The 23315-nt window shown below is 57.7% G+C and carries 17 protein-coding genes; 12 read left to right on the forward strand and 5 right to left on the reverse strand.

Annotated features, from left to right (window positions below; all coding sequences use genetic code 11):
* Positions 1-257 precede the first annotated feature (257 nt).
* The gene (locus Q1Q75_RS07365) at positions 258-1328 is read left to right on the forward strand and encodes an HD domain-containing phosphohydrolase (RefSeq protein WP_300668736.1); all 1071 of its coding nucleotides are present in this window, start codon (positions 258-260) and stop codon (positions 1326-1328) included.
* 176 nt (positions 1329-1504) lie between these two features.
* On the opposite strand, the gene Q1Q75_RS07370 is transcribed toward Q1Q75_RS07365, so the two are convergent.
* Complete coding sequence (locus Q1Q75_RS07370) at positions 1505-3049, reverse strand: sigma 54-interacting transcriptional regulator (RefSeq protein WP_300668738.1); 1545 nt, start codon at positions 3047-3049, stop codon at positions 1505-1507.
* 203 nt (positions 3050-3252) lie between these two features.
* On the opposite strand from Q1Q75_RS07370, the gene Q1Q75_RS07375 reads away from it, so the two are divergent.
* From Q1Q75_RS07375 to Q1Q75_RS07410, 8 genes are all read left to right on the forward strand, one after another.
* On the forward strand, positions 3253-3588 hold the full coding sequence (locus Q1Q75_RS07375) for a hypothetical protein (protein ID WP_300668740.1): 336 nt from the start codon (positions 3253-3255) through the stop codon (positions 3586-3588).
* Positions 3581-4762, forward strand: a complete 1182-nt coding sequence (locus Q1Q75_RS07380; RefSeq protein ID WP_300668742.1) for an efflux RND transporter periplasmic adaptor subunit — start codon at positions 3581-3583, stop codon at positions 4760-4762. The genes Q1Q75_RS07375 and Q1Q75_RS07380 overlap by 8 nt, the downstream gene beginning before the upstream one ends.
* On the forward strand, positions 4763-9181 hold the full coding sequence (locus Q1Q75_RS07385; protein WP_300668744.1) for an efflux RND transporter permease subunit: 4419 nt from the start codon (positions 4763-4765) through the stop codon (positions 9179-9181).
* 490 nt (positions 9182-9671) lie between these two features.
* Positions 9672-10403: a hypothetical protein gene (locus Q1Q75_RS07390; protein ID WP_300668746.1), complete on the forward strand. Its 732-nt coding sequence runs from the start codon at positions 9672-9674 to the stop codon at positions 10401-10403.
* A 202-nt stretch (positions 10404-10605) separates the two neighbouring features.
* Positions 10606-11577, forward strand: a complete 972-nt coding sequence (gene wtpA, locus Q1Q75_RS07395) for a tungstate ABC transporter substrate-binding protein WtpA (RefSeq protein ID WP_300668747.1) — start codon at positions 10606-10608, stop codon at positions 11575-11577.
* A gap of 192 nt (positions 11578-11769) precedes the next feature.
* Complete coding sequence (locus tag Q1Q75_RS07400; RefSeq protein WP_300668748.1) at positions 11770-12570, forward strand: ABC transporter permease; 801 nt, start codon at positions 11770-11772, stop codon at positions 12568-12570.
* Positions 12571-13278 (forward strand): ATP-binding cassette domain-containing protein, encoded by a 708-nt coding sequence (locus Q1Q75_RS07405; protein ID WP_300668749.1) that lies wholly within the window; start codon positions 12571-12573, stop codon positions 13276-13278. It begins immediately after the preceding gene.
* A gap of 30 nt (positions 13279-13308) precedes the next feature.
* Positions 13309-15576 (forward strand): ankyrin repeat domain-containing protein, encoded by a 2268-nt coding sequence (locus Q1Q75_RS07410; RefSeq protein ID WP_300668750.1) that lies wholly within the window; start codon positions 13309-13311, stop codon positions 15574-15576.
* A 38-nt stretch (positions 15577-15614) separates the two neighbouring features.
* Here the strand turns inward: Q1Q75_RS07410 and Q1Q75_RS07415 are convergent, their stop codons facing one another.
* Positions 15615-16442 carry a hypothetical protein gene (locus tag Q1Q75_RS07415; protein ID WP_300668751.1) on the reverse strand — a complete coding sequence of 276 codons (828 nt, stop codon included), beginning with the start codon at positions 16440-16442 and terminating at the stop codon, positions 15615-15617.
* A gap of 184 nt (positions 16443-16626) precedes the next feature.
* Positions 16627-17832 (reverse strand): diguanylate cyclase, encoded by a 1206-nt coding sequence (locus Q1Q75_RS07420; RefSeq protein WP_300668753.1) that lies wholly within the window; start codon positions 17830-17832, stop codon positions 16627-16629.
* 353 nt (positions 17833-18185) lie between these two features.
* On the opposite strand from Q1Q75_RS07420, the gene Q1Q75_RS07425 reads away from it, so the two are divergent.
* Positions 18186-18647, forward strand: coding sequence for a hypothetical protein (locus Q1Q75_RS07425; protein ID WP_300668754.1), 462 nt, complete (start codon positions 18186-18188; stop codon positions 18645-18647).
* A gap of 148 nt (positions 18648-18795) precedes the next feature.
* Here Q1Q75_RS07425 and gcvA read toward each other — a convergent pair whose 3' ends face one another.
* The gene (gene gcvA / locus Q1Q75_RS07430) at positions 18796-19719 is read right to left on the reverse strand and encodes a transcriptional regulator GcvA (protein ID WP_300668756.1); all 924 of its coding nucleotides are present in this window, start codon (positions 19717-19719) and stop codon (positions 18796-18798) included.
* A gap of 449 nt (positions 19720-20168) precedes the next feature.
* Here gcvA and Q1Q75_RS07435 point away from each other — a divergent pair, with 449 nt between their 5' ends.
* A complete protein-coding gene (locus Q1Q75_RS07435; protein ID WP_300668758.1) occupies positions 20169-21029 on the forward strand; it encodes a protein phosphatase 2C domain-containing protein in 861 nt (286 codons plus the stop codon).
* A 17-nt stretch (positions 21030-21046) separates the two neighbouring features.
* Here the strand turns inward: Q1Q75_RS07435 and Q1Q75_RS07440 are convergent, their stop codons facing one another.
* On the reverse strand, positions 21047-22273 hold the full coding sequence (locus Q1Q75_RS07440; RefSeq protein WP_300668760.1) for a glycosyltransferase family 4 protein: 1227 nt from the start codon (positions 22271-22273) through the stop codon (positions 21047-21049).
* A gap of 151 nt (positions 22274-22424) precedes the next feature.
* Between Q1Q75_RS07440 and Q1Q75_RS07445 the strand changes: the two genes are divergently transcribed.
* The gene (locus tag Q1Q75_RS07445) at positions 22425-23015 is read left to right on the forward strand and encodes a transposase (protein WP_300668763.1); all 591 of its coding nucleotides are present in this window, start codon (positions 22425-22427) and stop codon (positions 23013-23015) included.
* The last annotated feature ends 300 nt before the right edge of the window (positions 23016-23315 follow it).

A 23315-nucleotide genomic window follows, 5' to 3' on the forward strand; every position in this document is an offset into this window, starting at 1 on the left:
CCGCACCCAATGCCCAACCGGCCGTAATGACAAGGAACCCTGTTACGCATACGGAATCACCTTTCCACCCCGTTTTATCACCCACGGCCGCCCATTTTTTAATCCCCCTACCTGTGGTATGATATACCCGTTCACGCCGACACACCGCACAGCGCCTTTGCTTTCTCTTTGACCCCAGGTCATCATGGTGTTTTGCCCTCTTTAAGGTACGGTTGACTGGCCACCACACAACAACGACAACCTTTCAAGGAAACACCATGGAAATGCTCTTGACAACCTCCCGAATCCTGGTGGTGGACGACGACCCGGCCACCCGCCTTCTCCTCAGGCGCACCCTGGAAAAGCAGGGGGCTCAATGCCTGACCGCTTCCTCCGGCGAAGAGGCCCTCTCCATCATACGCTCCACCCCCATGGACCTGGTCCTCACGGACATCCACATGCCTGGCATGGGGGGGCTCACCTTTTTAAAGCACCTGAACGAGGAGATACCGGTAGACGTGGTGGTGATGACCGGTGACATCAAAGGGTTCCGCTACGACACGATTATTCAAAAAGGGGCCGTGGATTTCCTGGTTAAACCCCTGGAAATGACCGAGGTGGTTCTGCGGCTGCAGCGGGTGCTCCGGGAACGGTGCCTGATGCATGAACTGGAGATGGCCCACGCCACCATCAAGCACTCCTACTTAGATACGGTCCGCCGCCTGGTGGTGGCCGCCGAGCACAAAGACGAAGGGACCGGAGACCACATCGTCCGCATGGGCGACTACTGCGTGCTCCTTGCGGGGATGATGGACCTGCCCGACGCCTTCATCGAGCTCCTGCGCTATGCCTCCCCCATGCACGACATCGGAAAAATCGGGATCCCCGACGCCATCCTCTCCAAACCGGGACGGCTCACCGACAAGGAGTTCAACGTCATCAAGACCCACACCACCATCGGAGCCAAGATCCTGGCCAACTCAAGTTCAGAAGTCATCCGCCTCGGCCAGAGTATCGCCCTCTCCCACCACGAACGCTGGGACGGCAGCGGATACCCGAAAGGCATCACCGGGGAGGCGATCCCCTTAGCCGGGCGCATCGTCTGTGCCGCCGATGTCTTCGACACCCTCACCTCGCGGCGTCCCTACAAATCGATCTACCCGCCCCATGTGGTCTTCGAGTTCTTCGAAAAAAGACGTGGGGAACACTTCGACCCCGACATCACCGACCTGATCCTCGGAAATTTCGATCACTTCCTGGCCCTTTCCCACCTCAACCACCCGGATGCCCTCCCCGATGACGACAGCCCCTTTCGCCTGAGCGAACGCGACATTGCCGAGATGCGTTAGCCTCGCAATGCAAACGCATTACAAGTCAACCACACCCGACTGCGCAAATACAAAACAACGCGTCTCTGGCAACCCTCCCGGAAGCGACTCCCGATGCGCATTCGCCAACCCGCTTTCGAGGTGGCACACCTTGCCGCCGGAGGCGTGCTTTGCCCCATACTTTAACCATAGAAGGCCTATCCCCAGACCCCTTGTGCGCTCCTTCCATAGGGAATCCCCAACTTATCGAGCCGCTTCCGGAGGGTATTGGGGTGGAGCCCCAGGAGCTGGGCGGCCCCTTCGTGCCCGTTGATGCGGCCCCGGGTATGGGAAAGCACCCGACGGATATGAAGGGCCGTCACCTCGTCAAGGGTCAGCTCTTCGGGCAGCTCACCGTCTGAAACCCCGACGGACTGAACGCGCCCCCTGTCCCTGACGTGGATCTGAAGAAACCCACCGCTGTATTGAATCAACGCCCGTTCCACCAGGTTCTGCAGCTCACGCACATTCCCGGGAAAGGGATAATCCATCAGGGCTTCGGCAGCCCCGGGAGCCAGGATCGGCACCTCCCGCATCTTGAGCTCACGGGCTTTTTTCTCCACGAAATGAAGCACAAGGTCCGGGATATCTTCGCGCCGGTGGCGAAGCGGGGGAATCATGATGGGAAACACATTTAAGCGAAACCAGAGATCCTCCCGAAAGGAACGCTCCTCCACCATGGACTGAAGGTTGCGGTGGGTTGCCGCGATGATCCTCACATCCACCGGGATCACCTCGCTGCCCCCCACCCTCTCGATCTCATGACTCTGAAGCACATGAAGCAATCGCACCTGGGCGGCCAGGGGCAACTCCCCGATCTCATCCAGAAAAAGGGTCCCTCCGTTCGCCCGCTCAAAGCGCCCCCGCTTCCGGGCCAGCGCCCCAGTAAACGCCCCCTTCTCATACCCAAACAGCTCACTGTCGATAAGGCTCTCGGGAATGGCCCCACAGTTGACCTTGATAAAGGGGCCGTCCTTCCGCGAGGAAGAGTAGTGAATGGCACTGGCGATGACGTCTTTTCCCGCCCCGGTCTCCCCCAGAAGCAACACCGGGCTCTCCAGCCCCGCCACCTGACGGGCCATGCCCATCACCTTCTTCAGCCCAAACCCCGCACCGACAATATCCGCGCCGGAGATCTCCCGAAGCTGCCGGTGAAGGAACCTGTTTTCATCGGCCAGCAGGTCTTTAAGGGTCAGGATCTCTTCATGGGTCAAGGCGTTGGCCATGGCCATGGCCAGGGGATCATGGAGCAGCTTCACCAGACGCACATGGGCATCCGTATACCGATTCCGCCCCTTCACCTTCAGGTTGACCTCCCCGATGCGGCTTCCTTCCAGCTGCAGTCGAAGGCTCATGAGCGAAACGTCGGTGTCCATGTCAAAGTGATGCAGGATCCCACACAGGTCCGGATCCTCGTCCGGGCGATTGTAGACCTCCACATCCCAGTCGCGTGCGTTGCGCCGGGCCAGAAAGTCACGGCTCTTCTCGGGAACAGAGAAGAGGGTTCCGACAGGGTCGTCCTCAACACTCACCATGGCCAGAGAACGAAACGCATGGCGCTCCCCATCGTAGAGCAACAGGTTCACGCTCCCCACGGGAAGATAGGTTTTTATATAATCGTAGCACCCCTGCATGGCCGCCTGAATATCCAGCGTGCCGCAGATACGGGTGGCCGCCTCCCTGAAAAAAAGATTGTCATCCATCGCAATACTACTCCTCCCTGCTTCGATTTACGCCATAGCGTACAATTTGTCGCAATATACGCCATAGCGTTATTGAAATATACCCCATGGCGTAAACAAAAAACAGCCTGACACTAAATTTCTCTCATAACCACGCACTTACCTATTTGGCATGGTTCTGGCAAGTAATCCCACCATTGCCACAACACCCCAGGAGATGAGCCATGCCGATCGTTGAAACCATTACCGTGCGTGCCGTAGGTCCCCAGAGAGAAAACCTCCTGTGCCTTCTGGAATCTCATATCGACGCCTTCCGGTTCCCGGAGCATCTCACGACAGTGGAATGCCAGGCCCACGCCGACATGGACAGTGATATCAGCATCCACCTGACCTGGGACCGTCCCTTTGAAAAACGATGGAAAAGTGACCTCTGCATTCTTTTGGAAGACAACTTGAAAGAGTTCGGACTTATTGACAGCAACGCCTGGATCCGACGGTTTTATCTCTCCCGAACCCCGGTGCCCCCACAGACTCTCAAGACGGATGTACACCATGACTAAAAAACACCTGATCATCACAAGCGGCCTGCTCCTTTCGGGGCTGATCCTGATCGGCAATACCATGACCGGCAAACCTCCGGCCAGTAACGCGGAAACCGCAACCGCCATTCCTGTGGAGACGTCTCTGGCCACCACGCGGAGCTTCAGCAAAACCGTCAACGTTCAAGGCACCATCGAAGCAGAAACCACCAGCAAAGTGGCCCCCAAGCTCCCCGGAACCCTGGAGAGCATCTTTGTGGATGAAGGGGATGCCGTCACGGCGGGAGAAACCGTCTTATTTCTCACCGACCCGGTCAAACGGGAACAGGCCGTTCGAATGCAGGAGCAGAACCTGGCCGTTTCACGATGCGCATTGCGTGAAAAAGAAGCCGCCCAGGAACGGGTGATGGTGGAACTTGAGAAAACCCGGCTCGATTACCGGCGCTATGAAGAACTTTTCAAAAAAAGGGCCATCTCCCAGGACCAATACGAACAGCAGCAGTCGGCCACGAAACAGATGGAGGCCTCACGCAAGCACGCCCAAAGCCTGGTGGATCTGTCCAAGGGACAGGTTAGTCAGTCAGAAACCGCCCTGGCCATCGCCCGCCAGGACCTGGCAGACACCCGGATCGTCGCCCCCATCACCGGGGTGGTCTCCCACAAATACCAGGAGGAGGGGGAAAGCGGCAGCCCTGGACGTCCGGTGCTGCGCGTCGAAGCCTTGGCCCCGCTGGAAGCCGTGGCCTGGCTTCCAGCGGAGATGTACCCCTCCGTGATCCGGGGCGAAACCCTGGTCACCCTCAGTATCTCAGGCAAGCCGGTGGGCAGCTGGCCGGTCTCCTTTAAGAGCCCCACCATCGACGAAACCCTTCGCAGTTTCAAAATCAAATGCATCATGAACACCCCCCCGGAAGCCGCCGTCCCCGGGGCCATGGCCAACATGACCCTTCTTATCAAAGAGCGCTCAGGCGTGGGCGTACCGCGGGCCTCCCTTCAAATCCGGAAGGGAAAAAGCCTGATCTTCGTTCTGGCCGACAACCGCGCTCACCCGATGGAGGTCCGTCGCGGCATGGAAAGTGGTGGTTTTGTGGAGCTTCTCTCCGGTGCCCCGTCCCAGGGCACCCCCGTCATCACCCGCGGCGCCTCCTTTGTGGAAGAGGGTACCCTTGTGGCTGTTCAGGAGGGAATGAAGTAGATGCAGCTTTCTGATTTTTCAGTCAAACGACCGGTGGCCATCTCCTGCCTCATCATCGGCCTGGCCCTGTTAGGCCTCAACAGTTTTCGAAAAATGGGCATTGAACTGCTCCCCCGCATCGACATGCCCTTTGTCACCATCGTCACCGTCTACCCGGGCGCCAGCGCCGAAGAGATCGAAGTGGATGTGGCCAAACGCATCGAAGATAAGATGGTCACCATCGACGGACTCAAGCATGTCACCAGCGCCAGCATGGAGAACGCCTGCCAGACGCTTCTGGAGTTCGAACTCGATGTGGATGTGGACATCGCCGCCACCGATGTTCGAGAAAAACTCGACCTCATCCGGGCCGATTTCCCCACCGCTGTGGAAGACCCCATCATCCTGAAATATGACGTCAACGCAAAGCCCATCATCCAGCTGGCGCTGACCGGCGACCTCTCCGTAGAAGAACTCTACGATTACGCGGACAACACCTTAAGGGACCGCCTCACCGTCATCGCCGGGGTGGCTGACGTGCAGCTCATCGGCGGCGCCGAGCGGGAAGTGCATGTGGCCCTGGACCGAAATCGACTGGCCGCCCGCGGCCTCACCTCCCTGGACGTGGTCAAGGCCCTGAAAAACGACCATGGCACCATTCCCTCGGGCCGTCTCCGGGATGGCGGGGAAGAGTTCTCGGTCAAATTTGTGTCTGAAATGGAGGAGGTCTCCCAGCTGGGAAACCTGGAGATAGCAGGTAACAATGGCTTACGCTGCTACCTGCGAGACCTGGGCACCCTCCGCATGACCACAGAAGAGATGCGGGAAAAAGCCACCGTCGATGGCCGCCCCGCCGTGGCCATCAAGGTGGTGAAGAAATCAGACGCCAACGCCGTGGCGGTGGTGAAAAAAGTCAGAGAAGCCCTCGCCACCCTCTCATCCACCCTGCCCGGGGGCATGGACCTCGTCTGGGTCACCGATGACGGGACCTTCACCGAAGCCACCGTCAGCAGCGCCTGGATCAACGTGGCCCAAGGGATCGCCCTCACCGCGCTGGTCCTCTTTCTTTTCCTCTACAACCTGCGCTCCCTGGTCGTGGTGGTCATCTCCATGCCGCTCACCATCATGATCGGGCTCTTCTTTCTCCAGATGCTGGGATTCACCCTGAACTTCTCCACCCTGGCCGCCATCGGGATGTCCGTCGGCGTGCTCGTCACGAACTCCATCGTGGTGCTGGAAGCCATTATTAAACGCGTGAATGACGGGATCCCACCCGGCGAAGCCGCCACCCTCGGCGCCAATGAAGCCTTTATCGCCGTTCTCGCCAGCGCAGGGACCAATATCGTGGTCCTTCTGCCCATGGCGGCCATGCCATCCATGGTCGGCCTCCTGATTCGGCCCTTTGCCCTCTCCCTGGTAGTGATGACCGCCATCTCCCTGTTCATCTCCTTTTCCCTCACCCCCATGCTCTGCGCCCTCATCCTGAAACCGACAGACAAGGACGCCACCGGCCCGCTCCATCGCATGGAGACCCTCTGGAACCAAGGGCTTAATGCCATCATCCGCCGCTACGCCACCCTTCTCGGGGTCACCCGAGGCAACCGCAGGGTTGCCCTTGGCCTCGTCGCGCTCTTTGTGGGACTCCTTGTCGCCACCCTCTATGTCGGAGGGCGCCTCGGGACCAGCATGTCCAGCGACCCGGACCGGGGGGAAATTTTTGCCAAACTCGAATTTCCTGTCAGCTACAGCCTCGACCGCACCGAAGCGGCGGTCAAAGACGCCGAAGACGCCCTGGCCGATCTCCCCCACCTGCGCCACAGCCTGGCCACCATCGGCAAGGTGGAAGGCCTGGTCGGGCAATCCTCCGAAGGGGTCCAGCTCGCCCAGATCCTCCTTCGTTTCTCCGAACGCACCGAACGCGACGTCACCATGGACGAACTCCTTACCATGACCCGCGAACGCCTGGCCACCCTGCCCGACTGCATCGTCACGGTCACCATGCCTAACGGCATCGGGGGCCAGGGCAGCGATGTCGAGATGGAAATCTCCGGGGACTCCCTGAAGACCCTGGACACCCTGGCCCTCCGCGCCAAAGGACTGGCCGCTCAAATCCCCGGTATTGTCGAACCGGACACCACGGTGCGCCCCGGCAAATCCGAGCTCCGGGTCACCCCCAATCGCGCCGTGCTGGCCGACCTCAACATCCCGACCACGGCCATCGGCATGGCCCTGCGCGCCAACCTCGAAGGGCTGGAAGCCGGGACCTTTAAAAACGGGGGCCGAAACTATGACATTGTGGTCAAACTCGCCGAAGAGAAAGGCCGGGGGCAGGTGGGCCGCTTCCTCTTTCCCGGCATCCCCGGCCAGCCCCTGATGCTGACAAGCCTCGGCCATGTGGAAGAACGACAATCCCCGGTTCAGATCACGCGACGCGACAAAAGCCGCGTAGCCAAGCTCTATGCCAACCTCGCAGACCTGCCCATGGGCAGCGCCGTGCAATCCCTGTCCAGCGCCATAAATGAAAAGGGCGGCCTGCCCCTGGGATACGCTTTTCAATTTTCCGGAAACTACGAGGCCATGACCGAGGGCCAGGCCAGCCTTACCGAAGCAGGCATTATCGCCATGATCCTCGTAATCCTCACCCTCGCCGCCATCATGGAATCTTTCACAAAGGTCGGGGTGATCCTCATCACCGTGCCCACCGCCCTCATGGGGATGATCCTCTCTCTGGTTCTGACGGGCCACAGCATGGAAATCTTCGTGATCATGGGAGGGGTCATGCTCATCGGCATCGTGGTGAACAACGCCATCCTTATCATGGAGCCCTTCACCGACCTGGTCGATGAAGGCATGAACCCCAAGGATGCCGTCATTCAAGCCGCCTGCGAGCGATTCCGCCCCATTATCATGATCACTCTGGCCGCCGTCCTCGGCATGCTCCCCATGGCCCTGGGAACCGGTATCGGCGCCGAACTGCGAAACGCCAGTGGCATCGCCGCGGCCGGCGGGATCCTCGTGTCGGCCATTCTCACCCTCTTTCTCTTACCCGCTCTTTACCACTGCGCGTCAGACCGGCCCAAGGCCGGGGCTGTCGCCCGGCTGATCGTGCCCCTTGCCGTCTTGTGTCTCCTACCGGCAAAAGGGGCCCTGGCCGGGGAGGTTCTCTCCCCCCCCCTGAACCTTCCCGACGCGCTCAGCCGGGCGATGGCCACCCATTTCACGGTGGAAGAGGCCCGCCTCTCCCACCAGGCAGCCCTTGAGGCGGAGAAGGGCGCACGAAGCGCCCTTCTCCCCACCCTCTCCTCCGCTTACAGCGCCACCGAGCTCAAGGACCAACCCATCACCCGGTCCGGGGATGTCAGCCTGCCTGTCGGGCACGACACCCAGCACCACCTGGAAGTCACCCTGAGTCAGCCCCTCTTCACCGGCTTTGCCCTCACCTCACAGCTTCGCATGAAAAGCCTTGAGGCGACCATCCGGGAACAGGAACAGGAGGTGGCCCGGCTCAATCTGATTCACCAGGTCAAGGGGAGCTTTACCCATCTCCTTCTCTCCGAAAAACTTTTATACGTGGCCGATGAAAACGTCCGGGCTCTTTCCGGCCACGCAAAGGATGCCCTCGCCTTCCACGACCAGGGCCTTATCCCCTTAAACGCCCTCCTCAAAGCCCAAGTGGCCCTGGCCGATGCCAAACAGGCCCGAGAACACACCTGCGCGACCCTGGAGGTCGCCCGCGCCGATCTAAACCTCCTCGTGGGGCTGCCCCTGCGGCACGCCACATGCCTCATGGAGACCGTGCCCCCCAAGCCCTTCGTCACCCCCGATGAAGCGCTGATCCCCCTGGCTCTCCAGAGAAGGCCCGTGCTCAAGATCCTCGAGCTCGAATCCCAGCGCCTCCTTCAGGCCCAACGGCTTGAAAAGAGCCAGCGTTACCCCACCGTCTCCCTGGTGGCTGGCTACCAGCGAGACGGACGGAATGCGGGGGGCAGGGACAACGACTACGGTCTGGAAGAGAACAGCTGGGCCGGGGTCCAGGCTCGATGGACCCTGTTCCAGAGCGGGGCGACCGTGAAAAACCTGGCCGCCGTCCGTTACCGCCGTCAGGCCTTGGAAGAGACAAAACGCGGCAGGTCGGACCGAATTCGCTTAGAAGTACGACAGGCCCGCCTGAACCTCACCGTCTCCCAACGAAACATCGACACGGCTGAAAAAGCCCTGGGCCAGGCACGGGAAAACATGCGCATCACCCAGCTCCTTTTCCATCAGCAGCTGGCCACCTCCCAGGACGTGCTGGATGCACGAAGCTTTCTCACCCAGGCCGATACCAATCACTTTAAAGCCCTCTACGGCTACCTGATCCATTTGAGCGAGCTGGAACGGGCCATCGGAGGCCCCATAACCCGGATATTTCATGAGAAAACAATCAGGGCTAAGGAATAATCCGTAATTACAGTTCTTTGTAGTAATATTTTCAGTCGTTTCAAAAATGCAAAATGTAATCCACGGTATTCTGCCTGATTTTCTCACCCTTCGGGCGAGCCGGGTGCACTCATCTGCCGCGTTATCATAGCTTTGAGGTAAACCACTACATCTTCAGCTCTGATGCCTTGCATATGAGCGCACCCAACTCGTGAAATATCCGGGATAAAATCAAAGGTCTCACCCATTGAAAATACAGGAGAACAGCACTCCGGGTCATGAACAGGCGCAAACACCGGCATTGTCACGGATATTGTTTGATTTTGAATTCCCAACAATATAGTAAACAAAGGATGAACAGGGCTCTTCAAGGGTGGGCATTCAGACCCGACGCCCCCTCTTACAAATCATTTCGGCCCATTAACCCTAAAAACACTTCGGTGAGACGGCAGCCTGACGCGTTGCAGGCCTACCCCGTGCGCCACCGAAAAGCTCAATTTGGTCACACATCATGATTTTAAAACCACACAACTCGATTACCGCAACGGCTCTGCGCTATTTTATCTATTCACTCACCATGGGATGCCTGGTGTGTCTGGTCACCTGGGAGGCCCAGCATCACATCGGGGAGAACCTCTTCGAAGAGAACTCCATCCTTGAGAGTCTCCAGGCAGGCCTTCTCCTGCTCACGGCAGCTTCAGCCTTTCTGGCGGGCTACATCGACGACAGCCGAGAGTCCCTCGCAGCCGTCCTGCTGGGTGCCGCGACCATCGCCTCCATCCGCGAGTTCGATTTTGCACTGGACCGATTTGTCTTTGATGGGGCCTGGCAATGCCTTGCCCTGGGCGTGGCTCTCCTCACGGCCATCCGTGTCTTTCGACACCGCCAGGCATTCAAAACAGCGACCCTTGACTTCCTGGAGCGACCCTGCTTTGGACTCATGGCCGGAGGATTTATCACGGTATTCGTTTTTTCCCGATTGATTGGCCGGCAGATTCTCTGGCGAGCGGTGATGGGAGACCATTACATGCGGGCGGTCAAAAGCGCCGCGGAAGAGAACTGCGAGCTCCTGGGCTATGCACTCATCCTCTTCGGTGCCTTTGAATTCCTCCACGACACCCTCGTGGCTCGTGAAGCGAAGCACCCGGCCGCCTCGCCGTCCTCCCTGGGGGCGCTACGCCTGGAAGAAGAGACACGCCCCGCCATGCAGGCCCACGACCCCTTCCACCCTCACACCCCGTAAAAAAACGCCGGGCCTTTTTCCGCCCGGCGTCCCGTTTGGGATCGGCCCCGCCCCGACCTGGGTCAGGGTCTCCAGCCGAAAAGATATGAGCATTTGCTCATTAGGGTCTTGCCATTTCTCCCCCTCCAAGATATGAGTTTTTCTGTCACACAATTCGGAGACACCGATTCACCATCCCCTCTCATCCTGGAGACAACCACCCATGAAAACATCCCTGAGATACGTCCTCTTTACGGCCCTCTTTCTTCTCATTCCAGCCCTGCTTTTTGCCGCCCCGTCCGGCAAGGTAATTATTTTTCACGCAGGCAGCCTCACCGTCCCCTTTGCCAAAATCGAAAAAGCCTTTGAGGCGGCCCACCCGAACATCGATATTCAACGAGAGGCCGGAGGCAGCACCAAAATGGCCCGCATGATCTCGGAACTGGGAAAACCCGCCGATATCATGGCCTCCGCCGACTACGCCGTCATCGATAAGGGCCTGATCCCTGCCCACGCCGACTGGAACATCCGTTTTGCCACCAACCGCCTGGTCCTCTGCTACACCGACAAGAGCCAGGATGCGCAGGAGATCACAGGCCTTAACTGGTATGAGATCCTCCAACGTAAAAACGTGGTCTGGGGCCACTCCGATCCCAACCTCGACCCCTGCGGTTACCGCAGCGTCATGGTCCTGAAGCTGGCCGAGATGCACTATGGCAAGGCAGGGCTCTATAAGGCCCTCATCGCCAACCGTCCCCAACGGAACATCCGCCCGAAATCCGTGGAACTGATCTCCCTGCTCAACACCGGCCACATGGACTATGCCTTTGAATACCTCTCCGTGGCCGTCCAGCACGGCCTGAAATACGTGGAACTCCCCGACGCCATCAACCTGGGGGATTACCGCTTCGACGAGACCTATAAAAAAGCCGAAGTGAAGGTCTCCGGCAAAAAGCCCGGCACCTTCCTCACCCGAAAAGGCAAATCCTGCACCTACGGCATCACCCTGGTCAAGGACGCCCCCAACAAAGAAGCCGCCACCCTCTTCCTCGACTTCCTTTTAGATCCGATCCAGGGCCTGAAAATGCTCCAGGAGATGGGCCAACCCCCCTTTATCCCCTGCCGAGTGCCCTCAGATGCGGCCTTGAGCAAGCTTCCGGCCAACCTCCAGAAAAGAGTGGAAGTAAAAATGTAAACGGATAAACAGCACAAAAGACTCTGCCTCCGGCGGCCCTGCCGGGGGCCAACCTTTTGAAAAGGTTGCCAAACAGGCCTTAAAAAATAATTTTGGATAAATCCAAAGCGCATTTGCAACCTGCTTTCAAGGTGGCACACCTTGCCGCCGGAGGCGCATTTTGCCCCATATTAATCAGACAAGGTTAATCTTGTGAAATTTTCACCCTCCCGCGTTCACTCGGGGCCGGTCCTCTGGAGCATGGTTTTTGCCAGTGTTCTGGTGGCCCTAATGATTCTTCTGCCCCTGATCCAGATGATCACCGGGCCCACCCTGGCCCAACTGGGGGAAGCCATCCGGGACCCGGATGTGCGGGGGGCCATCGGGCTCAGCCTGGGCACCTCCTTTGGGGCGGCTACCCTCTGTCTGGTATTCGGCACACCCTTTGCGTACCTTCTGGCCCGGAAAAAATTTTGGGGAAAACACCTGGTGGAGAGCATTGTCGACCTTCCCATCATGATCCCCCACCCGGTCATCGGCATCGCCTTTCTGGGCATCGCCGGAAAAGGGCATGTCATCGGCGACCTCATGCACGCCCTGGGAATCCGCATCATGGGCACCACCACAGGCATCGTGGCCGTCCTCACCTTCGTGGGCCTGCCTTTTTTCATCGGCAGCGCGGTGAGCGGGTTCAAAAAAGTTCCGGAACGCCTGGAAAATGTGGCTCGAAGTCTCGGCGCCTCCTTTCCCCAGACCTTCCTGCGCGTCACCCTGCCTTTGGCCTGGCGCTCCATCCTCGTGGGATTCATCATGAGCGCGGCCCGTGCCTTGAGCGAATTCGGGGCCGTCATCATCGTGGCCTACCACCCCATGACGGCCCCGGTCATGGTCTATGAGCGTTTCACCGCATACGGCCTTGCCTACTCCCAGCCCGTGGCCTTCTGGCTCATCGCGGCAAGTCTCCTGCTTTTTATCGCCTTACGAGTTCTGACCCTGCGCGGAGAAACCCCTTAAATGATCGATATAAAGCACCTTGCCATCCACCTGCCCGACTTTGACATCCCTGACGTCTCTCTATCCATCGAACCCGGAGACTTTTTCATTCTTCTTGGTCCCACCGGTGCCGGAAAAAGCCTGATTTTAGAAGCCTTGGCCGGCCTGATCCCCATCTCCTCAGGATCGCTTTGCTTACATGGAGAAGAGATCACCCATCTGCCCCCGGAACGGCGAAACCTTGCCATCGTCTACCAGGACGGCGCTCTTTTTCCCCACCTCACCGTGGAAGAGAACATCGGCTTTGGCCTGCGTTACGCCAAAAAAAAGGCGACCGAACCCCAGGCAATCGTCCAGGATCTCATGGACCGCCTCGGCATCACCCACCTCAGAAAACGAAAACCCAAAAACCTCAGCGGTGGCGAAAAGCAGCGCACCGCCCTGGCCAGGGCCCTTGCTGTCAAACCAGACATTCTCCTTTTAGACGAGCCCTTGTCTGCCCTGGACCCCACCACCCGAAAGGAGATCGCCGACCTCCTCAAAGCCCTCCACAAAGAGAAAAAAATGACCTGCCTCATGGTCACCCACGACTTTGCCGAAGCCCGATACCTCGGCCAGTCCATGGCCGTCATCCGTGACGGCCGCATCGAACAGTCCGGTCCGGTCCACGCCCTCTTCTCTCACCCGGAAACGCCCTTTGTTGCAAGGTTTCTGGGCACGGGCACTTGAAACGTCCCCTCCCAAAGGAAGGTATGATTGATGAAAAACAGAACGCTGCTCCTGATTCTTGCCTGTGTTGTCGCTGCCGCCGCTCTCGGTTCTTTTTTTCTATGGTCCGACACACAACCCGCGGTTCGTTATCCCATCAAACAAAGTCAGCAAATCGACTCGGTCGAGGCTTTGAAACACTTTATCGAAGAGGGCCAGAGAGAAGGCTACTTCCCCAACAAAGTGGTCCGGGCCGATGCGATCTCAACGCCCCGCCTGGAAACCATCGCCCTCGATTTCCGAACCCTGATCCACTGGGATGAGGACGCAAGGTGTCCAGCCCATGAAGATGAGATCATTCTCGCCCTGTCGGATGACGATCACTCTGTCACCTGTGCCACAGGCGACACACTCATCCTGATGGGCAAGGGCAATGACTGGCTTGACGACATCACCGGCAACGATATCGTCCTTGCCGGCGAAGGGGATGACATCCTGGACAGCGGAACCGGCAGCGACATCTTTATTTTCGAGCCGAACTGGGGGCATGACACCCTCACCGTGAACACGCAACGATTCACCCGGGAGCACCTCACCGGGTACCCCTACCCCTACGACTCATTCTTCATCTTCAGTAAAGGCCTCGCCCGCAACGATTTTGTCTGGGAAGGAAACACCCTCCTCCATGCCCCGACAGGAAGCTCCATCACCGTCAACACCCGAAATGTCAACATCCTCTTTGCCGACGATCCCAGACCCACGCCCTGTGGCCAGGATATTCCCCAACAACAACCCGCCCAGGAGATCGCCCTTGACGATTTCTGGGCGGAAAGCGTCACCGTTGACGGGGATCTTGGGTATTATGCCCGGGGCACCCAAGGGCTCTTTATCGTCGACCTGACCCAGGCCGACGCCCCCCTTCTCCTCTCCCAAATGGAACTGCCCGGCCGGGCCATGACCGTCCAGCTCGCCGGAGACATCGCCTTTGTTGCCCAGGGCGATCCCTATCTGGAAGGCAAAAAGGGGTGGGTCTCCCTGATTGATATTTCCAATCCCCGCCAACCCAGACACCTTAAGGACCTGGCCTTCGGCAACAACATCTTCAACGTGGCCGTTGACCGAGAGCATCTCTATGTGTCGGACATCCACTTTTTTAAAAAACGCGGACAGCTGCATCTCTATGACATCTCAACACCGGCCAGCCCAGAGCTGATCTCAAGCACCTTGATCCCCCACTACGCCAAATTCATCGCATGCCTCGATCAACGCGTATACCTCTCCGATTTTAACCGCGGGGTGACCGTGTTTGATGTCTCCAAGGCCTCCGCGCCCCGCCTGGTGAAGCGATGTAAACTCTTTAAAAAGAGTGCCTGGTCCATCAAAGTCGCCGGCGACAAGCTGGTCGTCAACCAGAGCGATGACCGCTTCTCCGTGCTTAAACCGCACCGGTCCAAAGGGGTGAAAAAAATCTGCGACGTCCTCACCACCGACCAGGCTGATGTGGGCGGGCTGGCCGATTATGATTCCCTGGTGGTGAAAGGGGAGTACCTCTTCCGGGCTGAAGGGTTCGAAGGGGTGACCATCCACCGGCTCTCAAAAAAAGGGAAAGCCCGTCTTGTCCGCAGAATCGATTCAAATCAGCGCTTTATCACCACCCTTTACGTGGTCCGTGACCAACTCATCGCCTTTGATGGCAAGAAGCACGCCTCCATCCACTCCCTGGCGGATCTTTTTCCCCAGCCCGAGGCCCCCCGCAGCGATGCCGGCTTGGAAAACGCGTCACCCATCAACGAAGAGGCCCTTGCCGCCAAACGGGAACGAAGTCCGGAGCAGCTCCAGACCCTTTTGTACAAGGCCGCGGTAAACAATGACCCCGAACAGATCGAAGCCCTCTGCACGGCAGGAGCCAACCCCAACCATCCTGGCCACGAACGATACACCCCGCTGGAAACAAGCGCTCTGCTGGGAAATATGGACGCCCTGGACATGCTGCTTCGTCAAGGGGGAGACCCCAACCGAAAACAGGGAACCGCCATGACCCTGGCGGCCCTGGCGGAGCATTTTGACGCCATGAAATTATTGGCTGACTATGGAGGGGAGATCGGTCAGGCAGATACAGACGGCTGCACCACCCTTCATTACCTTGCCCAGGACGGCACCCTGGAAATGGTCCGCTACCTGGTGGAACAGGGGGTTCCGGTAAATGCCGGGTGTCGCGGTGGCCAGACCGCTCTGGATTGGGCGCATTTCGATGATAACAAGGCTGTCATCGCCTATCTGGAAACGGTTGCGGCCACAACGACGCCATCAGGCGAATAAGCGAAGAGGGTGTCTTCCGGCCATCACCGGATGTCGGATCACGCAAAGACCTCGACGGACAGGCCGGTTTCCCGACGGATACGGCAGGCGATCTCGCCCAGGGTGGTGGCATCCAGGGCGGTGATGTGAGATGAACGAGGCTGACGCGCCACCGTGTACACTTGAACTTTTGATATCAAGGCACCGCCCTCTATGAGGCGTTTCAGGCAGGCGAGGTAATGCCCCACAGACTCGGGGGCAGGAGGCTGGCCCCAGCGCTTCATGAACATGGACTGAAGGGTCACGGGCAGGATCCTGCTGGCATCGAAGATGTTCTCTTCCAACCGTTGGAGGGGAAAATGAGTTCCGTTGATGCGGGTCATGGCCTCCTGATCTCCGGCGTCGAGTTTAATCCACACCTCACCTCCTGCGGCGTCCAGGCTCTGCAACGCCTGGAGTCCCCACCGACGATGGAGAAACGTGCCGTTGGTGATCACCACCACGGGCGTCTGGGTAAAACCCAGCGCATCAAGAATGCCCGAGGCCAGGTCGATGCAACGGGCAAGGGAGCGGACCGCCATGGGCTCGCCGTTGCCGGCAAAGGTGACATCCCGCACCTCCAAACCATGGGGCTGGGACTTGATATCGGCAAGAATCTGATAGAGCTCCTGCCCAAAAGAGTCTGGATCCACAACCGTCTCCGACCCCACAACACCCCGATCCACTTCGCAGTAGACACAATCATAGTTGCAGCGATTGTCAAGATTGAGATTGACCCCAATGGAGAGGCCGCGGGAACGGCGGGAGATGACTGGGTAGATGTAGGTGAAATGGCCGCAGGCTCGAGAATGCTGCACCGTAGAAAGCTGAGAACGTTTGATAAACACAAGAAATCCCTCGCATAGAAAGACGATCACACAGGGGGTGAGGTATGAGGTCTCACGCCCTCGGTTCTTGATATCTGATGTATCACGTCTTTGTCCTTCCCAGCCACCTTTTTACGAAAAAAATTCCGCGACAAGGTCATGCCCCAAGCCCATAGACTTTGTCCCCTTCTTTTCCCAACGCCCCTCACCCCTTCTCACTGACTGATTTCCGAAGCACCACCCGATTCCTTCCCGCCTCCTTTGCCGCATAAAGGGAACCGTCAGCACGGGAAATCAAGGTTTCCAGGTTCTCTCCAAACTGAGGGACCATCAAGGCCCCGCCAATACTGAGGCTCACATACCCCCAGGCAAGGGTGGGATGATGGATGCCAAGGGTTGCCACCGTTCGGCGAAGGGACTCCGCCATCACGGCCAGTGCGTCTGCGTTCCCGCCGGGAACAATGACGGCAAACTCTTCGCCACCGTAGCGCGCAACCATCTCGCCGGCCCGCCGCGTCCCCGCCCCCAGAGCGCCGGCCACCGTTTTCAGGCAGACATCTCCGGCCTGATGCCCATAGGTATCGTTGTAGGGCTTGAATAAATCGATGTCCATCATCAACATCCCAAGGGGCGTCCCAGCGCGCATGGCACGCCGCCACTCACGCTCTAAGGTCTCATCAAAGGCCCTCCGGTTACTCACCCCGGTCAATCCATCCAGATGGGTAATGGATTGCAGCTGATGATTGGCATCCACCAGCTCACGGTTGGTTTCCCGAAGCTGTCGATGCTGCTCTTCGATGGTACGAGTCGTCAGATAATTTCCCACCCGATCGGAAAACCGAAACCGAACCATGATCAGCCCCACCAGCGTGGTGAGCACCACATCCCCGATATCAAACCAGGAAAACCCCTGCCAGCCACCGGTCCATGACGAACCCACAAAAAAAAGCAGGAGGGAGGAGAGGTAGAGACCCTTTGAAAAAAAAGGGGTGATCACAATAAGCAGCGAGCTCAAGAGAATAACCGTTTCAAAGACAAAGGGGGCATCCACAAAAATAGCGGTCAGGGCGGCCCCAAAAATCAAAAGGCAGAGGTTCAACCGATGTGTAAAAAAAAGCCATGGGGAGTCACGGAGAAACCGTCGAGCCCACCAGGAGATCGCCACGGTCAGAAACGGGGGCAGAAAAACCGCTCCAAAAAAAAGCTCAAAAGCCATGCCTGGAACCACATCGGCAAGGAGCGCCCCCACATCATCCATGAAAATCACCCACAAAAGGGAGAGAAGATATTGCACAATCACCAGCAGGGCGATGACCTGCTCACGGGCCATATTATCCATGGCAGCCCGTACGTTAAATCCGGCCACCTCGTGCGGAGGAATATCCTTTCTGCTTTTCAGGTTACATCTCACCTTAGCTTTCCCCCATGTCTTGTTGTACCGACGCCAGACCACAACGGCCCATGCCCCACACATCCCGGCCATTGTCATTATTTATCGGTTGATGGTTCACGGAACATGAGAATGATTTTCATGACATCCACAGAAACGAGCCAGGCGGCACAAAAGGAGAGGGGTACCATCCAGACAACTCAATATATTGTTTTTTATATCAGGTAAGGAGACAAGAGACGACTGGAAGGATTCCGGGGGGAACCCACGTCGAGGACTCAGCGGAGGAAGGTCACCCTGCCTGATTCCGATTGCAGGGAAAAGAACGCTGGAGTATGGTAAGAAAATACCCCAGACTAACCAAGGAGTTCACCATGGACATTCAAATCGGCATCGGCATCGGCCCCATTCGTTTCGGGCAGGAAGAAGAGAGCATTTCCGAACACCTGGGCCTGCCCGAATCACGAGAATACATCGAGTTCGAGGATGCCCTGGGAGACGGCACAAAAGTCCTGGGATACTATGGAGACGGCCTCGTCTTCAACTTCGACTCCGACGACGATTTCCGGCTCTCGACCATCGCAATCCGTGAACCCGGCCACACCCTCTTCGACAAGGATCTGTTCGGGATGGACAAACTGCGCGTCCTGACCCACCTAACCGAGCACCTGGATGAAAAGCCTGAAGAGGAGTTCCACTCCGATGACGACGCCCCAGACTACCTGCTGGTGGAGTATGTGGAGCAGAGCCTTTTTCTCTGGTTTGAGGCCGACCGCCTGGTAGAGATCGAAATCGGTTACACCTTCGCAAACGACGAGCCTGTCTGGCCCGTATAACGAGAAAAAATGAGGTGCGTTCGCCCTCTCGATAGCTCAAAGGGATGCGATTTGCGTATCTGCCTGACCATCCTGCACGGCAAAAATCACCGTGCAGGAGGCCAGCGCTACCGTCCTGCCCTCTTCCCACGTCCTCAAAGCCAGCCTCTCAAGTAAACACCCCTCCGTTTTCCGTCATAAAATGGGCTTGGTCCTGAAGCTCTGCGGTGATCCAGTTTTTAAAGGCAAGCACCGCTGGCGCCTCCGCTTTAATCTCCGGGGTAAGAAACCAGTACGCGAAGGGAGAGATCACCCCCACCTTAAAAGGGGCCACCAGCTTGCCGGTATTGACCTGATCAAAGATCTGAACCGTGCTGCCAAGGGCCACCCCCTGACCGTTTGCCGCCGCCTGGAGGACCATGTAGAGCAAATTAAAGGTGGGCCCCTGCCGCATCTCTGCCAGGTTCATCCCCACGGTTTCGAGCCACATGGGCCACAGACAGAGCTCACTGTTCCGTAACAGGAGGTGGTGCTTAAGATTTCTGATCGTTGTCAAGGGGTGGGGCCCATCCAATAACTCAGGGCTGCACACGGCGTAGACCCGTCCATGCGACAACCGATCGCAGTGAATACCCGGCCACGGTCCGGCGCCATAGCGAATGGCCACATCCACGTCCTCTTTTCCAAACTCCGTTCGAATGGGCGTGGCATTTATTTTCAAATCAATATCGGGATATTTCTGGCAAAAAAGATGAAACCTCGAGAGCAGCCACTGATTGGCAAAACTGGGGGAGACATTCACCGACAGACTGCCCTTCGCATCTTTCCGGGAGAGAGCGGCCGTGGAAATCCTGATTTTATCCAGCGCTTCGATGACCGACGGCAGGTAGTCGGCACCGGCATGGGTCAAGCTCAGGGAGGGGTGACCTCGAAGAAAAAGAGCGTGCCCAAGAAAATCCTCCAGCTTCTTGATCTGCTGACTGACAGCGCCCTGGGTAATGCAAAGCTCCCTGGCAGCCGTGGTAAAACTCAAATATTTGGCCACCGTTTCAAAAACAACCAGGGCATTTAAAGGGGGAAGAGTCTGCGTCATTAGTTTTTCTAATACTCGGTTAAGAATTAATGGTTTGTCTATTGTCTGCCTTCAGGATATCACTTTTGTCACTCCAACATGTAACATCGTCTACCGGCATCAGCCATCCTTTTGTCGGGAGACATTCTGAACACATTGATTCTCCTCCTTGTTCGATTTCTGGCCGCCGGCAACGCCGGCGGCGGTCAGAAATTTTTCATCCCACCCCACCCTTTTATCTTCTCTACATTTTCTGTTCAAGCCCCCATGAACGAGCCCTTTCTTGGATCCCCCCCCGCGCATCCATTTTTTCCCGTACGGCAGGTAACACGCCCCAACGCGCCATCTATTGACCTTTTCTATTCATTTCAAAAACAGATCGATATTACCAATTTGCCCCCCACGGCATTCAATTATATAAACAATCCGTGACTCGTTCCCCTTTTTTAAACTCTCAATCAGGACGCCCCATGAGACAAGCCGACCACCCCCCTGTCCAGACCCCTCAGACGCAATCGATCCACGAGCAGGGAACAGGCGTGATGAACGAGGATGCCCTGCTCATCAGCGGCAACCTGTTCGGCGTCTTTGACGGGGCCACGAGCCTTGATAAAACGACCTTTGCCCATGGAGAGACCGGGGGATACCTGGCCGCCACCATCGCAGAAGAGATGTTCCACAGCAACGACGCCTCCCTGTTCGAGCTGGCCGACAAAGCCAACACGGCCATCCTCCGAGAAATGGTCTCAAAAGGGGTCGACGTGAAAAAAAAGGAACACCTCTGGAGCACCAGTGCGGCGGTGGGTAGAGTGGAAGACGGGATGTTCGATTGGGTTCAATCCGGAGACAGCCTGATCCTGGTCATCTATGAAGACCACACCCACGAACTTCTGGTTCAGGACTTCGACCACGACCTGGAAACCCTCAAACTATGGAAAGAGACCGCCGCAACGCGATCCGGTTCCATCTTAGACGAGCTGAATGTGCAGATAAGGAAGGTTCGGGCCGGCATGAACATCACCTACGGGGTGATAAACGGTGAGGAGACGGCCCTGGATTTTCTCAACCACGGCAGCCTGAATCTGACCGGGGTGGCGCATATCCTCATGTTCACCGACGGCCTCTTTATTCCCAGGGAAGATCCCGAGGCCGAAAGTAACTTCAAGGAGCTGGTCTCTCTTTACCTGGCCGGAGGGCTGGAAGGGGTTCGCGACCATGTAAGATCCCTTGAAAAAACCGACCCCGGATGCCGAAAATACCCGCGTTTCAAATCCCATGATGACATCGCCGCCATCGCCCTCTCCTTTCCTGCCTCCAGACTTGCCGCCTAACCCGGATCTTTCACCTGTTATCCCTCGCCTGTGGCTTTCATATAGACCTGTTCGATCCGATCAAAGACCCCGCTCCAGGTGTGGGGGGAGAGAAACTGGCGGACGGAGTCCCCATCGATCTCGGGTGTTTTCATCACCCCGATGATCTGATCCCGCAGCGTTTCAGCGAGATGCTGCTCCAGCGGCTCTTCATCCGCGGCATAAGGCGCATCCACCGTCTCCAGGGCGGGCAAGTCCACAAAACACATAAACTCTCGGGCGCTTTCCCCTAAGACCTCACGGACCCCCGGCAGGGAGGTGGCCACCAGCCGGCACCCGGAGGCCAGAGCTTCTAAAAGCACCAGAGGAAGGCCCTCAAAAAAGGAGGGCAGCACAAAAAGATGGGCTTGCTTCATCAGATCGGCCAAAGCCCCATGGGAGAGCATCCCGTGAAACACCACCCGCGCCCCCAACTCCGTTGCCAACCCTTCACAAAGATCTCGCTCCGCACCGATACCGCTGCCGGCCAGATGAAGCCGCCACGGCAGATCCGTTAGCCGAGAAAGCGATTTCAAAAGCCAGGGGACCCCCTTGGCCCGGCTGAGCTTTCCGGCATAGAGAATCTCCACGGGCGGCGGGGTCGCTTTCTCGGCCCAGGCGAAACGCGCCTCATCATACCCGCCCCCCACCACGTGAAGACGCTGTGGAGAGATCGGGCAACACGATGCAATTCCCTTGGCCTGACTGCGCGTCAGGGCCATCACCCCGTCGATACGCCCACAGGGAGAGGCCACCCGGTCCGCAAGATGGGGACAAAGTTCAAACTGCCGGAGGTCGCTGCCATGGCAGCTGGTCACCATGGGGATCTCAGGAAAAAGATCCCGAACATGGGCACTCATCAACCAGAGGTGATGGCTGTGGATGATATCCGGTGAGAAGTCCGAGACGGCCCGGGTCAGCGTGTCAGAAAAAGCGGCCTCATAGGCCGCAATCTCACGGGGGAGAAGGTCTGAAAATCGCGTACTCCGGTAGGGCATCTCGTCACTCATGCCCACCACGGGAAAGGGCAAATCCTCTCCGTCGAACCGCACAAAAGCACAATGGCTGCCATCAATCTCCGCCACATCGGGCGGTGCCCCTGCCGGAACCCCTGCAACGAGAAAATTCTCGTGCCCCCTTGATGCCGCCTCACGAATCAGCGCCTGGACATACATCCCACTTCCGGTCTGTTCCGGCCTCTGGCTGAGCAGATGTAATATTCTCATGGGTCCCTTTCCATCGAAAAAAGCAATGACTGAACCGTGCGTTTACGATAATCTCAACCACCGTTTAACAAACGGTGAGCCTTGCCACGCTTCATTCATATCGCAAGTGACCGGGCCGCCGCCATCCATAATTTCCGTCACCGGAGGAACCATGCCCACCCATCAGGGGACCGAAGCACCGCACCACGTCATCCAGCGCGGGGTTGACGGCCAGACGCTCTTTTTCTCCGACGAAGAGTACGCCGCCTTCACTGACATTCTGGCCCAGGCCTGCGCAGAACACCGTATCCGCGTCTGGGGCTACTGCCTCATGCCCGACCACATCCACCTCATCGCCCTGGCCGAAGCCGCCACCGCCATCGATGCATGCCTCCACACGGCCACCCAGCGCTACAAAGCCTTCCTCATCAAACAAGGGGCCCCGAGCCTCCCCCAGTTTAAAGAAAAGCCGGCGCGACACCTTCTGGACGACACCTACCTGATTCGGTGCGTCCGCTACGTTGAGATCAACCCCGTCAAGCGCGAATACGTCACCACGCCTGAGGCGTGGGCCTTCAGCAGCGCCTCTGCCCACCTCGCCGGAAAAGACGACGCCCTGGTCACCGTGGCCCCGTTGCTGGATCGCGTTCAGGAAAATTGGTCGGACTTTCTCGCCACCCCCATCCCCAGCGAAGAGGCCGACCTCTTCTACGCCCATGAACAAAGCGGTGAGCCCATGGTAAGGCTAAAGGCTAAAGGCTAAAGGCTAAAGGCTAAAGGCTAAAGGCTAAAGGCTAAAGGCTAAAGGCCAAAGGCTAAAGGCCAAAGGCCAAAGGCTAAAGGCTAAAGGCTAAAGGCCAAAGGCTAAAGGCCAAAGGCTAAAGGCTAAAGGCTAAAGAAAAAGAAACTATTCAGCTTGCCTTCGCCAGGTCGTTCGAGGCAAATGACAGAAAGATTCAAATGCCAATACGTCACGTCTTTTCATCACCGCGTAGGGTGCGGCTCCCGCACCTTCTACCGTAGAGAGGACCCTCGGCCTCGCAAGTTAACGATGACCACGAGT

The sequence above is a fragment of the Desulfoluna sp. genome (assembly GCF_030145185.1).
Lineage (GTDB): Bacteria > Desulfobacterota > Desulfobacteria > Desulfobacterales > Desulfolunaceae > Desulfoluna.

Excerpts from the sequence above, each read along its gene's own strand:
- Q1Q75_RS07365 (WP_300668736.1), top strand. The coding sequence starts at position 258 with ATGGAAATGCTCTTGACAACCTCCCGAATCCTGGTGGTGGACGACGAC.
- Q1Q75_RS07370 (WP_300668738.1), bottom strand. The coding sequence starts at position 3,049 with ATGGATGACAATCTTTTTTTCAGGGAGGCGGCCACCCGTATCTGCGGC.
- Q1Q75_RS07375 (WP_300668740.1), top strand. The coding sequence starts at position 3,253 with ATGCCGATCGTTGAAACCATTACCGTGCGTGCCGTAGGTCCCCAGAGA.
- Q1Q75_RS07380 (WP_300668742.1), top strand. The coding sequence starts at position 3,581 with ATGACTAAAAAACACCTGATCATCACAAGCGGCCTGCTCCTTTCGGGG.
- Q1Q75_RS07385 (WP_300668744.1), top strand. The coding sequence starts at position 4,763 with ATGCAGCTTTCTGATTTTTCAGTCAAACGACCGGTGGCCATCTCCTGC.
- Q1Q75_RS07390 (WP_300668746.1), top strand. The coding sequence starts at position 9,672 with ATGATTTTAAAACCACACAACTCGATTACCGCAACGGCTCTGCGCTAT.
- wtpA (WP_300668747.1), top strand. The coding sequence starts at position 10,606 with ATGAAAACATCCCTGAGATACGTCCTCTTTACGGCCCTCTTTCTTCTC.
- Q1Q75_RS07405 (WP_300668749.1), top strand. The coding sequence starts at position 12,571 with ATGATCGATATAAAGCACCTTGCCATCCACCTGCCCGACTTTGACATC.
- Q1Q75_RS07410 (WP_300668750.1), top strand. The coding sequence starts at position 13,309 with ATGAAAAACAGAACGCTGCTCCTGATTCTTGCCTGTGTTGTCGCTGCC.
- Q1Q75_RS07425 (WP_300668754.1), top strand. The coding sequence starts at position 18,186 with ATGGACATTCAAATCGGCATCGGCATCGGCCCCATTCGTTTCGGGCAG.
- gcvA (WP_300668756.1), bottom strand. The coding sequence starts at position 19,719 with ATGACGCAGACTCTTCCCCCTTTAAATGCCCTGGTTGTTTTTGAAACG.
- Q1Q75_RS07435 (WP_300668758.1), top strand. The coding sequence starts at position 20,169 with ATGAGACAAGCCGACCACCCCCCTGTCCAGACCCCTCAGACGCAATCG.
- Q1Q75_RS07440 (WP_300668760.1), bottom strand. The coding sequence starts at position 22,273 with ATGAGAATATTACATCTGCTCAGCCAGAGGCCGGAACAGACCGGAAGT.
- Q1Q75_RS07445 (WP_300668763.1), top strand. The coding sequence starts at position 22,425 with ATGCCCACCCATCAGGGGACCGAAGCACCGCACCACGTCATCCAGCGC.